The sequence below is a fragment of the Burkholderia sp. AU27893 genome, assembly GCF_002223205.1.
Classification (GTDB): domain Bacteria; phylum Pseudomonadota; class Gammaproteobacteria; order Burkholderiales; family Burkholderiaceae; genus Burkholderia.
This window is the reverse complement of the sequence record NZ_NKFD01000003.1, coordinates 372,184-386,061: the sequence shown is the minus strand read 5'-3', so window position 1 is coordinate 386,061 and position 13,878 is coordinate 372,184. Positions and strand designations below refer to the sequence as shown.

Sequence of the window (13,878 nt, the reverse complement as noted above, 5' to 3'; positions counted from 1 at the left end):
TTTCGTGCCGCACCCGGCTCGCCGCACGCTTCGACGACGCAAGCCGCGCCTTGTCAGTCCATGCCGAAAAGCGGGCCCTGGAGACGCAGCACCGACAACAACATTCGAAAACCGATCGTCCTGACCATGCAAGCTTCCGAATTGAGCGGCGTGCCTCGCGCCGCCGAACGCGCGCTCACGCGCAGCGACTACAAGACCCTTGGCCTCGCCGCACTCGGCGGCGCCCTCGAGTTCTACGACTTCATCATCTTCGTGTTCTTCGCGCCGGCGATTGGGCAACTGTTCTTCCCGCACGACATTCCCGACTGGCTGCGCCAGTTGCAGACGTTCGGCATTTTCGCGGCCGGCTACCTCGCGCGTCCGCTCGGCGGCGTGATCATGGCGCACTTCGGCGACCTGTTCGGCCGCAAGCGGATGTTCACGCTGAGCGTGCTGATGATGTCCGTGCCGACGCTGCTGATGGGCCTGCTGCCGACCTACGACACGATCGGCATCCTCGCGCCGGTGTTGCTGCTGCTGTTCCGCGTGCTGCAGGGCGCGGCCGTCGGCGGCGAAGTGCCGGGCGCGTGGGTGTTCGTGTCCGAGCACGTGCCGTCGCGCCACATCGGCTATGCGTGCGGCACGCTGACCGCGGGCCTGACGGCCGGCATCCTGCTCGGCTCGCTGGTGGCCGCCGGCATCAACAGCCGTTACTCGAGCGCCGAAGTCGGTGCGTTCGCATGGCGCATCCCGTTCCTGCTCGGCGGCGTGTTCGGCCTGTTCTCGGTGTACCTGCGCCGCTGGCTGCACGAGACGCCGGTGTTCGCCGAGATGAAGGCGAAAAAGGCGCTCGCGGCCGAGATTCCGCTGAAGGCCGTGCTGCGCGACCACGGCCGCGCGGTGATCGTGTCGATGCTGCTCACGTGGATGCTGTCGGCCGCGATCGTCGTCGTGATCCTGATGACGCCCGCGCTGCTGCAGAAGCAGTTCCACCTGACACCCGCGACGACGCTGTTCGCGAACAGCGTCGCGACGCTGTGCCTGACGGCCGGCTGCATCACCGCGGGTTCGCTCGCGGGCTGGATCGGCGCGAAGCGTGTGCTCGCCATCGGCGGCATCGGGCTGGCCGCGTGCTACTACCTCCTGTTCGCGCAGGTCGCGGCCGACGCGTCGACGCTGCCGCTCTACTACGGGATCGCAGGCTTCATGGTCGGCACGATCGGCGCGGTGCCGTTCGTGATGGTCAAGAGCTTCCCGGCCGTCGTGCGCTTCTCGGGCATCTCGTTCTCGTACAACGTCGCGTATGCGATCTTCGGCGGCCTCACGCCGGTGATCGTGTCGCTGATGATGAAGTCGAACCCGCTCGCACCGGTGGTGTACGTCGCGGCGATCTGCGTGCTCGGCGCGATCGCCGTGCAGTTCTCGAAGGATGCGAAGGAGGATTCGCCGCACTGAGCGGCGACGGGGCGCGTGCGGCGGCGTCCAGCGCCGCATCGAATGACCGGACGCACACGCGACGCACGCGCGCTCCATGAACAAAGGGCCGAATCCCGCGGGATTCGGCCCTTTTGTTTTGCTTCAGCGCAACGGCAACGGCCCGAGTCGGTGCGATCAGCGCAGGCTGCCGTACGTCGTGCTCGGCCGACGCAGGCCGTCGATGCTCGCGCCGCCGGCGCCGGTGACGAACAGCAGCAGGAAACCGCCGGCGATCGCGATGTTCTTCCAGAAATGGATCACCATGTCGTGCTGGACCGCGGCGTCCGTCGCGTCCCAGAAATTGTGCCCGACCATCGCGGTCGCGACCGTGTAGAACGCCATCAGCAGGGCGAGCGGTTTCACCTTGTAGCCGACGATCAGCAGCAGCCCGCCGAGCCCCTCGATCGCGACGACGATCGGCCCGATCACCTGCGGATACGGCACGTTCAGACCATGCAGGTAGCCGATGAAATCGCCATAGCCGAGCAGCTTCATCACGCCGCCCCACAGGAACAACGCCGCCAGCGCCAGGCGCGCGAAAAAAATGACGCCGGAATCGACGGAACGCGTCATGCCTCTCTCCTCGTATGCAATTCGGCCGGCTGCCCGGAGCACACCCGGACAGCTCGGCGCCGCGCGACCCTGCGGGGCCTGCGGCAAATGGGCCAGCATAGACAGAGTTTCGGCCGTGTCCAAGAAAAAGGTTGTAGCAAATCTTTACACGGCGGCCGCCGCGCGGCCCGATGACGGCGGGATGAAAACGCGTTTAGCCCGCGTCGCTCAACAACACGCCCTTCTTGAAGATGAAGCAGCCGTAGCCGCGCAGCTCGCCGGTGACGATCACCGCGTACGTCTGCTGCGCGCGCTCGTAGAACGCGAACCGCTCGATGCCCGTGAGCGGCACCGAGCGCCCTTCGGCACGATCGATCTCGGCCTGCACTTCGCGCTGTACGGGCGGCACCGCGGCTGCGTCGCCGACGACTTCCATTCGCCACGCGGGGGTGTCGACGTACGTGTCGAGCGGCAGCACGGACAGCACCGCGCGCACGACGCGTGCCGAATCGGCGCCGTCGATCCGCAACGCGCGGCCGACCACCGTGTGCTCCGCGACGGATTCCGCCGGGAAATTCGCATCGCAGATCGCGATTTCGTCACCGTGGCCCATCGCGCGCAGCGTGTGCAGGATGTCGGCGTGCAGCAGCGGGTCGAGATTCTTCAGCATGTCGGCTAGTCTCCGGGATCAGGAACGAACGCATAACGTTACCCGATCCCGGTGGACACTGCGCATGCGTCGCTCGCGTCACGACGCCGCGGCCGGCATTTCGTCGATGAAACCCGTGACCGATGCGAGGCGGCCCGACGCGTCGACGGTGCCGAAGTCCGAACCCTTCACGATCGCCGCGCCGTCGGGCGACACGAGCGCCCACGAGAACCGCAGGTGCTGACCGAACCCGTCGACGTCCGTCGTGCGGCGGAAGCGGAACGCGGGGAAACGCGCCTGCACGGCCGCGATCATCGCGTCGATGCCCGCGTGGCCGTCGCCGGTCATCAGCGGATCGCGATAGGCCGCGTCGCTCGCGTAGGTCGCGTCGATCAGTGCGCGGCGGCGCGCGACGTCGGGTTCGTTCCAGGCGTCGATGTAGCGGTCGATCAGGTCGGCGTGAACGGAAGAAGCGGACGATGCGGATTGGGCGGTGTTCATGGCGAGGCTCCTTGTGTCGATGAGAAGACGATGTCGCGAACGTGGCGTGTTTCGTGTTCGCGTGCAGTCATCGTCGCCTGCCTAGCGCGGGCGGTCGATTACGTGCGGGGTAAGGAAATCGCGCCGGTCGCGTCGAGCCAGTGGCCGCTTCGCACGCCGGACATGATCCGCCATGCTGCAAGTTCTCCTCATCATGGACATCCCGCCGACACTTGCTCCACCGAAATGAAAACGGGCACCCTCGGGCGCCCGCTTCGTCCGGTGGCAACAGCCGCGCGTGTCAGGTCACCGGCGCCGGATTGAACAGCGTCAGCGCATTCGCGAGCTTCCATTGCTCGGCCCACGTGCGGCGCTTGCCGCTCGCGACGTCGAGCATCAGCCGGAACAGCGCCCAGCCCGTGTCCTCGATCGTGGCCGCGCCGGTCGCGATCTGACCCGCGTCGAGATCCATCAGGTCGTGCCAGCGGCGCGCGAGATCGCTGCGCGTCGCGACCTTGATCACCGGCACCTGCGCGAGCCCGTAAGGCGTGCCGCGGCCGGTCGTGAAAATATGCAGGTTCATCCCGGCCGCGAGCTGCAGCGTGCCGCAGATGAAATCGCTCGCGGGCGTCGCCGCGTACAGCAGCCCCTTCTGCTTCGCGCGATCGCCGGGACGCACGACGCCGGCGATCGGCGCGCTGCCCGACTTCACGATCGATCCCATCGCCTTCTCGACGATGTTCGACAGGCCACCCTTCTTGTTGCCGGGCGTCGTGTTCGCGCTGCGGTCGACGCGGCCGCGCTGCAGGTAGCGGTCGTACCAGTCCATCTCGCGGATGATCTCGCGCGCCACGTCCTCGGTCGCCGCGCGCGACGTGAGCTGCGCGACCCCATCGCGCACTTCCGTCACCTCGGAGAACATGATCGTCGCGCCCGCGCGCACCAGCAGGTCGGCCGCGAAGCCGACGGCCGGGTTCGCGGTGAGCCCCGAGAACGCGTCGCTGCCGCCGCACTGCACGCCGACGACGAGATCCGATGCCGGGCACGTCTCGCGGCGGCGGCGGTTGAGCCGCTCGAGATGCGATTCGGCCATCGTCATGATCGAGTCGATCATCGAGTTGAAGCCGACGTGCGCGGCGTCCTGCAGGCACACCACGCCGCCGTTGTCGGTCGCACCGTCGGCCGCGACCGGAATCGTGCCGGGCGGCAGCAGGCGCTCGGGCTGCAGCTTCTCGCATCCGAGGCTCACGGTCATTACCTCGCCGCCGAAGTTCGGATTCAGGCTGATGTTGCGCAGCGTGCGGATCGGGATGTCGGCATCGGGCGCGTCGATCGCCACGCCGCAGCCGTACGTGTGCTCGAGCCCGACCACGTCGTCGACGTTCGGGTAGCGCGGCAGCAGCTCGGCCTTGATCCGCTTCACTGCGTGCTCGACGACGCCCGACACGCACTGGACGGTCGTCGTGATCGCGAGGATGTTGCGGGTGCCGACCGAGCCGTCGGCATTGCGGAAGCCCTCGAACGTATAGCCTTCGAGCGGCGGCAGCGGCGGCGCGGCGCGGGTTGCGAGCGGCAGGTCGTCGAGCCCCGGCGGCTCGGGCATGCGCATCGTGCGCTCGTTGACCCAGCTGCCGCAGCGCAGCTCGACCAGCGCATAGCCGATCACCACGTTGTAGCGGACGATCGGGTCGCCGGCCGCGAGGTCGACCAGCGCGACCTTGTGCCCCTGCGGCACGCCTTCGCGCAGCGTCAGCCCGTCGGCGAACGTCGCGCCCTCGGGCAGGCCGCCGTCGTTGACGACGATCGCGACGTTGTCGTCCGGATGCACACGGATATAGAGCGGGGAAGCAGTCATCGGAATTCCTGGAGGCTATCGGCCATATCGTTAGTCATCATACGACATTCGACCGGAGTCGGCGATGCTGCGTAAACCCTTATCCGGAAAGACCCTACTATTTCTTTACCAGCAAACCGCTTGCGTCCCCCCTCCCCTCGTTGTACGATGACATACAACGACATCGCCAATGTGGCTCGTATGCCGTTCCCGACGAACCCAGCACTCGCGCTAGACGGACGACCCAACCATGACCTCACCGCAAGAACTCAAACAGATCATTTCCCACGGCCTGCTGTCGTTTCCGCTGACGGACTTCGACGCCGACGGCAGCTTCCGCCCGTCCACCTATGCCGAGCGCCTGGAATGGCTCGCGCCGTACGGTGCGAGCGCACTGTTCGCGGCCGGCGGCACCGGTGAATTCTTCTCGCTCACGCAGCGCGAGTATTCGGACGTGATCCGTGTCGCGACGGAAACCTGCAAGGGCAAGGTGCCGATCCTCGCCGGCGCGGGCGGCGCGACGCGCGTCGCGATCGAATATGCGCAGGAGGCCGAGCGCCTCGGCGCAAGCGGCGTGCTGCTGATGCCGCATTACCTGACCGAAGCCAGCCAGGAAGGGATCGCCGACCACGTCGAGCAGGTGTGCCGTGCGCTGAAGATCGGTGTCGTGGTGTACAACCGCGCGAATTCGAAGCTGAACGCCGACATGCTCGAGCGCCTCGCCGATCGTTGCCCGAACCTGATCGGCTTCAAGGACGGGGTGGGCGAAATCGAAAGCATGGTGACGATCCGCCGCCGGCTCGGCGACCGGTTCGCGTACCTCGGCGGGCTGCCGACGGCTGAAGTCTATGCCGCCGCGTACAAGGCGCTCGGCGTGCCGGTGTATTCGTCGGCCGTGTTCAACTTCATCCCGAAGACGGCGATGGCATTCTACGAAGCGATCGCGAAGGACGACCACGCCACGGTCGGCCGCCTGATCGACGAATTCTTCCTGCCGTACCTGAAGATCCGCAATCGCCGCGCGGGCTACGCGGTCAGCATCGTGAAGGCGGGCGCGAGGCTCGTGGGCCACGACGCAGGCCCGGTGCGTGCGCCGCTCGTCGATCTCACCGACGAAGAAGCGGCGGAGCTCGACGTGCTGATCAAGAAGATGGGGCCGCAATAAGCGGTGTTCGTCGGCGGCGCGCGTCGCATTGGCACCGCGCCGGCAGTGCTACATCGCGGCCGGCATTCGCCGGCCGCGCCCTTTTGCGCGCTTTCCGCGATGACGCACGCATCCGCCGCCATGCGTGTCGCCACCGTCACATCTGCGCGATGACCCCGACGATCCGGTAACGCACGTTCCCCAGCTTGACGCGTGTCGCCTCGATCTGGTCCTGCGCACCCGATCGCGCGCGCGAATTCGATTCGCTGCCGAGGATCTGCCCGAGTACGTCGCGGTCAACGACCGCGTCGAAGAACCGGCCGACCGTGATCGTCGCCGACTGCTTCGCGGTCGCGAGCTGGCTGTTCGCCTGCATCAACGCTTCGGTGCGCAGGCCCGGATCGCGTTCATCGATGCCGCGCCGGTACTGGAGCGCGAACACCAGCGCTTCCATGTCCTGCCGGAAGCGGCGAACGGCTTGACCGAACACGAGCGAATGCGCGTCGGAACCGGTGACGAGCCGCCCCTGGTTGATCGTGATGTCGAATTCGCTGCCGCCCAGGTCGCGCTGGAATTCCAGCAGTGCATTCGCAAGCACGCGTCCTTCGCTGTACTGGCCAATCTGGGTGCGCACGGATTTTGCGACGTCGCCGATCGCTTTCCACAATCCGGCCGCGAACAGGTGGTCGCCACGTTTGTTGATATTCATGGATTCGGTACCCTTTTAGACTTTTTCTGGATCTCTCAGGTTTCGCCTGCAGGTCGGTCGACCCGGGGCTTCGGTACTGTAGGAGAAAAGCGGGCGGCGGGAAAGCCGGCCCCAAAGCTGCGATGCAAAAAAGGCGGAAGCGGCTTACCGGCCACTTCCGCCTTTTCGTTTGTTGCAACCCGCAAGCACCCAGGCTCACCGGTCGCAATGGAACGCTCCCTCAATCGAGGTGCGTCATCACTCCGCCTTCCCGTCCCGCAGCCGCGGAATCGCGAGCGGATTGCTTTCCTGCAACCCTTCCGGCAGCAGATCGTCCGGGAAATCCTGGTAGCACACCGGCCGCAGGAAACGCTCGATCGCCGTCGCGCCGACCGACGTGACGGCCGGGTTCGACGTGGCCGGGAACGGCCCGCCGTGCACCATCGCGTCGCACACCTCGACGCCGGTCGGGTAGCCGTTGACCAGCAGGCGGCCCGCCTTGCGTTCAAGGATCGGCAGCAGCCGGCGCGCGAGCGGCTTGTCGTCGGCATCCATCTGCAGCGTGGCCGTCAGCTGGCCTTCGAGCGCTTCGAGCACGCGCGCGACTTCGTCGAGATCGCGGCAACGCACGATCAGCGACGCCGGCCCGAACACCTCGTGGCTGAACGCCGGCTCGGCCAGGAACGCCTGCGCACCGACTTCGTACAGCGCGCCGCCGGCCTGGCAGTCGGTCTGCGCCGCCTCGCCCGCGCCGATTTCACGCACGCCCGGCAGTTCGGCCAGCTTGCCGCGGCCGTTGCGATACGCATCGGCGATGCCGCGCGTGAGCATCACGCCGGCCGGCTTCTTTGCGAGCGCCTGCGCGGCGACGGTTTCGAAGCGGTCGAGATCGGGGCCGTCGATCGCGAGCACGAGGCCCGGGTTGGTACAGAACTGGCCGACGCCCAGCGTCAGCGAATCGACGAAGCCCGTCGCGATCGCGTCGCCGCGCGCGGCAAGTGCCGCCGGAAACAGCACGACGGGATTGATGCTGCTCATTTCCGCGTAGACGGGAATCGGCTGTGGGCGCGCGTTCGCGAGCTGCACGAGCGCCATCCCGCCCTGCCGCGACCCCGTGAAGCCGACCGCCTGGATCGCCGGATGGCTGACGAGCGCCGCGCCGATCACGCGGCCGGGGCCGACCAGCAGCGAGAACACGCCCGCCGGCATCCCGGTTTTCGCGACGGCGGCGCGGATCGCGCGGCCCACCAGCTCGGACGTGCCGAGGTGCGCCTCGTGCGCCTTCACGATCACCGGGCAGCCGGCCGCGAGCGCCGACGCCGTATCGCCGCCGGCCACCGAGAACGCGAGCGGGAAATTGCTCGCGCCGAACACGACAACGGGCCCGAGGCCGACTTTCTGCAGCCGCAGGTCCGAACGCGGCAGCGGCGTGCGCGCCGGCTGCGCGGGATCGATCGACGCGGCGAGGAAGCGCCCGTCGCGCACGACGCGCGCGAACAGCCGGAGCTGGCCGACGGTGCGCCCGCGCTCGCCCTGCAGCCGCGCGACGGGCAGGCCCGTTTCGGCGTGCGCGCGCTCGATCAGCGCGTCGCCGAGCGCGACGATTTCATCCGCGATCGCGTCGAGAAACGCCGCGCGGGCCGCGAGCGGCTGCGCGCGGTACGCGTCGAACGCATCGCGCGCGAGTTCGCATGCGCGCTCGACGTCGGCCTGCGACGCAACGCCGAACGCCGGCGCGTCGATCGGCTCGCCCTTCGACGGGTCGAACGCGCGCAAGGTACCGGCCGAGCCGGCGACCGCTTCGGCGCCGATCAGCATCTCTCCAGTCAGTTGCATGGGGTGTGCTCCGTGGTTCGGGAATAGATCGTCCATTGTAGCTCAACAGATATGATGTCCGCCCACCAAGACTCAAATTCGCGTCTATGGTCGGGCGGGTGCCGGCACGCGCAAAATCCTTATTTCACGCGCCAATATCTGGGATTTTTACGCCTTCACGTCACCATCCAGAGGGAAAACCCGAGGTTTCTGCGTCTGATTATTGCCAATAAACTGTCGCCAAGTCATACGACGACATACATTAAAGTGTCTAATCAAACCCCTTCTCGCGAGCTTCCGCTCGACCTCGCGCGCACCGCGCGCCGGACCGCCGTGCGCTACTGGATCCTGGCGATGCTGTTCGTCGTCACGACGCTCAACTATGCGGACCGCGCGACGCTGTCGATCACCGGCACGCCGATCCGCAAGGCGTTCGGCATCGATCCGGTGACGATGGGCTACATCTTCTCGGCGTTCAGCTGGGCGTACGTGCTCGCGCAACTGCCGAGCGGCTGGCTGCTCGACCGCTTCGGCGCGCGGCGCGTGTATGCGGCCAGCATCTTCCTGTGGTCGGCGTTCACGCTGCTGCAGAGCACGATCGGCCTCGGCGGCAGCGCCGCGTTCGCGGTCGCCGCGCTGTTCGCGATGCGCTTCGCGGTCGGTATCGCCGAAGCCCCCGCCTTTCCGGCGAACGCGAAAGTGGTCGCCAGCTGGTTCCCGACCGCCGAACGCGGCACGGCGTCGGCGATCTTCAACGCCGCGCAGTACTTCGCGGCCGTGGTGTTCTCGCCGCTGATGGCGTGGCTGACGCATGCGTACGGCTGGCACCAGGTGTATTTGTGGCTCGGCCTCGCGGGCATCGCGCTCGCGTTCCTGTGGCTGCGGGTCATGAAGGATCCGGCCGACCATCCGGCCGTGAACCGCGCGGAACTCGAGCATATCGAGCAAGGCGGCGGCCTCGTGCGCACCGCCGCACGCAGCGGCAACGGCGCGCGCTCCGAAAGCAGCCGCGTGGCCGGCTGGTACTACGTGCGCCAGCTGCTGTCGAACCGGATGCTGATCGGCGTATATCTGGGCCAGTATTGCGTGAACGTGCTCACGTACTTCTTCCTCACGTGGTTCCCGATCTACCTCGTGCAGGCGCGCGGGATGTCGCTGCTGAAGGCCGGCTTCATGACGTCGCTGCCCGCGATCTGCGGGTTCCTCGGCGGCGTGCTCGGCGGGATGCTGTCGGACGGGCTGATCCGCCGCGGCGTGTCGCTCACGCTCGCGCGCAAGATCCCGATCGTCGGCGGAATGGCGCTGTCGATGGTCATCATCGGCTGCAACTACGTCGACAGCGAAGTGCTGGTGATCGTGCTGATGGCCGTGTCGTTCTTCGGCAAGGGGATCGGCTCGCTCGGCTGGGCCGTCGTCGCGGATACCGCGCCGAAGGAAGCGATCGGCCTGTCGGGCAGCCTGTTCAACATGTTCGGCAACACGGCCGGCATCGTCGCGCCGATCGCGATCGGCTACCTCGTCGGCGCGAGCGGCTCGTTCAACGGCGCGCTCGTGTTCGTCGGGCTGAACGCGCTCGTCACCGTGTTCAGCTATCTCGTGATCGTGAAGGACATCAAACGCGTCGAACTGCGTCATCGCGACGCCTGACGTTCGGCTTCAAGACAAAACGACGGCGGCCGCATGAAAACGGCCGCCGTTGTTGCATTCGACCTCGGGTACCGGCCGTCAGATCGATGAATGCGCGACGCGCAGCATGTCGTGCACGCCGGACGTCATCAGCGCGAGGAACGCGAGCAGGCCCACGTAGCAGAGCGCGTACGTCGTCTTCGTCTCGATCGACGTCGCGTAGTACACGCGGTTCTCCGGCGCGTCGGGGTCGTAGCGCCACGCACGCTTCAGCTGCGGCAGCGCGAGGATCGCCATCACGATCAGCAGCGGGCTCGGGCGGTACACGAACAGCGCGATCAGCACCGGCACGCCCGCGAACCAGATGCGCGGCGACAGCACCGCGGTGATCCGCCCGCCGTCGAACGGCGACAGCGGAATCATGTTGAACAGGTTCAGGAAGAAGCCCGTGTACGACAGCGCGAGCAGCAGGTTGCTGTCGGTGTGGCGCGCGGCCGCGTAGCAGGCCAGCGCGCCGAGCGTGCCGACGAACGGCCCGGCAAGCCCGACGTACGCCTCGGTTTCCGCGTCGTGCGGCATCTCCTTCAGCTGGATCCAGGCACCGACGAACGGGATGAAGGTCGGCAGCCCGACGTCGAGCCCGCGCCGCTGCGCGGCGATATAGTGGCCGGCCTCGTGCACCAGCAGCAGCGCCACGAAACCGGCGGCGAACCGCCAGCCGTAGAACAGCGCGTAGACCGCGATCGACGCCAGCATGGTGCCCGCCGACATGAGCACCTTGCCGAGCTTCAGGCCGCCGAAGATCAGCAGCAACAGCTTCGTCATTCCTTGCGCTCCGTGCCGGATACGTCGGCGACGCTGGATGCCTCGGCGACGGCCGGCACCGCGGCCGCCTTCGGCTTGCGCCCGAAGAAGCGCTTCAGTGCCGCACCACCGGCCAGCAGCGCGACCGCGCCGATCTTGAAGAACTTCACCGCAAACGCGCCGATCAGCGCGAGCAGGCCGAGCTTCTTCGCGCCGACGCCGACGATCAACGCCGCGAGGCCGTATTCGGCGACGTGGTCGGTCGACTTGTTGAAATCGGCGTAGCGCTTGCCGTCGTTGAAGCGGATGTTCGACAGCAGTTCGTCGGCCGACGCCTTGTATTTCGGCAGGTCGGCCAGCGTCGACGCCATCGTCAGCGACAGGTAGCCGTCACGGCCGAGCACGAGCGTCCGGTAGTTCACGCCGTCGTTCTCGGCGTTCGGGGCTGCACCCTTGTCGCGGATGATCGCGGACCACACGAGCCGGTGCGTGGCGGCGTCGTAGGCAGGCGCCTTCGCCCAGCCGACCACCTCGGTCTCCGGCAGGCCGCGCTCCTTGCGCCCCGGGTTGTCTTCCTCGGTGCCGGACTGCAGGCTCTTCAGCAGCTCGTCGGGCTTCCAGTCCTTCGCGTCGTCGTCGCGGATATAGCCGCTCGGCTCGAACGACACGACCGAAATCCAGTCGGCATCGGGATCGTCGGGCAGCACGAGGCCGACCAGCTTGGATTCGTCGATCGAGTTGCCCATCGAGCGCAGGTAGCGGCCGGCTTCGGCAGCCGGCACGAACGATTCGCCGGCTTTCAGCTTCAGCACGGCTTCGTGTTTCACGTCGATATCGGTCGGGCCCTTCACGACCGCGTCGTTGGCGGCCGCGGCGGCGGCCCTCATTTCCACCTGCGCAGCTTCGGTCTGCGCGTGGCCGGTGGTCGCGGCGAATGCGAGCGTCGCCACGCAGGCGAGCCGGACGGCAAGTTTTTTCATTGTTGGATTCCCCTGGAATGCCTTGTCGTAAATATGCACGCCACCGGCCCAGGCGTTTTCAATCGCGGGTCCGGCGTCGTCTCTCAGTTGGCACGGGGGCTATGGTAACGCAGCGCGGTGACGCGCCCGGGGAGCGGCGCGATGCTTACGTCCGAGGTAATGCCCAAGGTACGCGGGATTGCCTATCATCTGCCACATGAACCCGACCGCCGCCCTCCATTCGCCCTCCCCGTCCGCCGGCCGCGCGCCAGGCATCGGCCCGCTGCTGCGCACGTGGCGGCAACGCCGCCGCCTGAGCCAGATGGCGCTCGCGCTCGACGCGGACGTCTCCGCGCGCCACCTGAGCTTCGTCGAATCGGGCCGCGCGCAGCCGAGCCGCGAGATGGTGCTGCATCTTGCCGAGCGTCTCGACGTACCGCTGCGCGAACGCAATGCGCTGCTCGTCGCGGCCGGCTTCGCGCCGCTATTCCGCGAACGGCCGTTTTCGGATCCGCAACTGGATGCCGCGCGCCATGCGGTCGAAGCCGTGCTGCGCGGCCACGAGCCTTATCCGGCGCTCGCCGTGGACCGCCACTGGACGCTGCTCGCCGCGAACCGGATGCTCGGCGCGCTGGTCGCGCAAGCCGACCCGGCGCTGCTGCAGCCGCCCGTCAACGTGCTGCGGCTGAGCCTGCATCCGGACGGGCTCGCGTCGCAGATCGTCAACTGGCACGAATGGCGCGCGCACATCCTGCATCGGCTGCAGCGACAGATCGATGCGAGCGGCGACCGCACGCTGCACACGCTGCACGACGAACTCGCCGCGTATCCGGCGCCGGCCGGCCAGCCCGACGACACGCAGGCGCGCACCGACTTCGCGGAGATCGCCGTGCCGCTGCGGCTGCGCACGGCGGCCGGCGAACTGACGTTCTTCAGTACGACGACGGTGTTCGGCACGCCGGTCGACGTGACGCTGTCGGAACTCGCGATCGAGGCGTTCTTTCCGGCGAACCCGGAGACGGTGGAGGCCATGCGGGCGCTGGCGGATGCGTTGCCGGTGGAATAAAGCCGGCCGGCGCGCCGGCGCCGCGGCCGCGATCAGCGGCGCTCGAGCGCCAGCTTCACGCCGAGCCCCAGCAGCACCACCCCGCTGACGCGATGCATGCGCGTCAGGATGCGCGGATTGCGGCGGATCGATGCAGACAGCAGGCCCGCGAACAACGCGACTGGCCCCTTGACGAGAAACGTCAGGCCGGCAAACGTCGCGCCCAGCACGAACAGCGACAGCATCGGATGCGCGGTGCCCACCGGCACGAATTGCGGCAGGAACGCCAGATAGAAGAGCGCGACCTTGGGATTCGACACGTTGGACAGCGCGCCTTGCGCGAACGTGCGAAGCCGCGATGCCGGCGCACCGTCGCGGCCGCTCGCGAGCGTCAGTTCGCCCGACGAACGCAGCAACGTGATGCCGAGGTACAACAGATACAGCGCACCGATCACCTTCAGCGCCGTGAACAGCCATTCGGATGCCTGAAGAAGCGCGCCCAGACCGAGCGTCGCGAGCATCGTATGAACGAGCAGCCCGACGCTGACGCCCGCGGCCGTCACGAGGCCCGCGCGCGTGCCGCCGGACAGCGTGCGTGACATCACGAGCACCATGTCCTGACCCGGCGTGACGATGATCAGAAGCGACGTTGCGATGAACGGCAGCCAGGATAGATGTGACATGGGAGCGCTCCTGAAGGGATAGCCGGCGGGCGGGAATCGCCCGGCCGGTCTTCAGATTATCGGTGCCCTTCCGTGGAGATTGGATGCGTATTTGGCTACGTGAGATCCGCGATTTGGAGCTAATCTCTAGTTTTCAAGCTTCTG

The 13,878-nt window shown here is 67.3% G+C and carries 13 protein-coding genes; 4 read left to right on the top strand and 9 right to left on the bottom strand.

Annotated features, from left to right (window positions below):
• The first annotated feature begins 126 nt into the window (after positions 1–126).
• The gene (locus CFB47_RS19850; protein WP_089462018.1) at positions 127–1,434 is read left to right on the top strand and encodes an MFS transporter; all 1,308 of its coding nucleotides are present in this window, start codon (positions 127–129) and stop codon (positions 1,432–1,434) included.
• A gap of 156 nt (positions 1,435–1,590) precedes the next feature.
• On the opposite strand, the gene CFB47_RS19845 is transcribed toward CFB47_RS19850, so the two are convergent.
• The 4 genes from CFB47_RS19845 to garD form a co-directional block, all read right to left on the bottom strand.
• Entirely contained in the window at positions 1,591–2,028 is a 438-nt protein-coding gene (locus CFB47_RS19845) for a DoxX family protein (protein ID WP_069260786.1), read from the bottom strand.
• A 193-nt stretch (positions 2,029–2,221) separates the two neighbouring features.
• Entirely contained in the window at positions 2,222–2,677 is a 456-nt protein-coding gene (locus tag CFB47_RS19840) for an RbsD/FucU family protein (RefSeq protein WP_089441574.1), read from the bottom strand.
• A 78-nt stretch (positions 2,678–2,755) separates the two neighbouring features.
• Positions 2,756–3,157, bottom strand: a complete 402-nt coding sequence (locus CFB47_RS19835; RefSeq protein WP_089462017.1) for a nuclear transport factor 2 family protein — start codon at positions 3,155–3,157, stop codon at positions 2,756–2,758.
• Between the two features lie 280 nt (positions 3,158–3,437).
• A complete protein-coding gene (gene garD / locus CFB47_RS19830; protein ID WP_089462016.1) occupies positions 3,438–4,991 on the bottom strand; it encodes a galactarate dehydratase in 1,554 nt (517 codons plus the stop codon).
• Positions 4,992–5,220: 229 nt separating this feature from the next.
• Between garD and kdgD the strand changes: the two genes are divergently transcribed.
• Positions 5,221–6,135: a 5-dehydro-4-deoxyglucarate dehydratase gene (kdgD, locus tag CFB47_RS19825; RefSeq protein WP_089441571.1), complete on the top strand. Its 915-nt coding sequence runs from the start codon at positions 5,221–5,223 to the stop codon at positions 6,133–6,135.
• Between the two features lie 136 nt (positions 6,136–6,271).
• On the opposite strand, the gene CFB47_RS19820 is transcribed toward kdgD, so the two are convergent.
• Together CFB47_RS19820 and CFB47_RS19815 are read right to left on the bottom strand one after the other, a co-directional pair.
• A complete protein-coding gene (locus CFB47_RS19820; protein WP_089429010.1) occupies positions 6,272–6,823 on the bottom strand; it encodes a hypothetical protein in 552 nt (183 codons plus the stop codon).
• A 237-nt stretch (positions 6,824–7,060) separates the two neighbouring features.
• The gene (locus CFB47_RS19815; protein ID WP_089462015.1) at positions 7,061–8,638 is read right to left on the bottom strand and encodes an aldehyde dehydrogenase (NADP(+)); all 1,578 of its coding nucleotides are present in this window, start codon (positions 8,636–8,638) and stop codon (positions 7,061–7,063) included.
• Between the two features lie 246 nt (positions 8,639–8,884).
• On the opposite strand from CFB47_RS19815, the gene CFB47_RS19810 reads away from it, so the two are divergent.
• Positions 8,885–10,264, top strand: coding sequence for an MFS transporter (locus CFB47_RS19810; protein ID WP_089462014.1), 1,380 nt, complete (start codon positions 8,885–8,887; stop codon positions 10,262–10,264).
• Positions 10,265–10,342: 78 nt separating this feature from the next.
• Here CFB47_RS19810 and CFB47_RS19805 read toward each other — a convergent pair whose 3' ends face one another.
• Both CFB47_RS19805 and CFB47_RS19800 read right to left on the bottom strand, forming a co-directional pair.
• Positions 10,343–11,068, bottom strand: coding sequence for a site-2 protease family protein (locus tag CFB47_RS19805; RefSeq protein ID WP_089462013.1), 726 nt, complete (start codon positions 11,066–11,068; stop codon positions 10,343–10,345).
• Positions 11,065–12,027 (bottom strand): DUF2167 domain-containing protein, encoded by a 963-nt coding sequence (locus CFB47_RS19800; protein ID WP_089441566.1) that lies wholly within the window; start codon positions 12,025–12,027, stop codon positions 11,065–11,067. Before CFB47_RS19800 ends, CFB47_RS19805 begins: the two co-directional genes overlap by 4 nt.
• Positions 12,028–12,223: 196 nt before the next feature.
• Between CFB47_RS19800 and CFB47_RS19795 the strand changes: the two genes are divergently transcribed.
• Positions 12,224–13,072: a helix-turn-helix domain-containing protein gene (locus CFB47_RS19795; protein ID WP_089462012.1), complete on the top strand. Its 849-nt coding sequence runs from the start codon at positions 12,224–12,226 to the stop codon at positions 13,070–13,072.
• Between the two features lie 32 nt (positions 13,073–13,104).
• Here CFB47_RS19795 and CFB47_RS19790 read toward each other — a convergent pair whose 3' ends face one another.
• Complete coding sequence (locus CFB47_RS19790; RefSeq protein ID WP_089459056.1) at positions 13,105–13,734, bottom strand: LysE family translocator; 630 nt, start codon at positions 13,732–13,734, stop codon at positions 13,105–13,107.
• Positions 13,735–13,878: the final 144 nt, after the last annotated feature.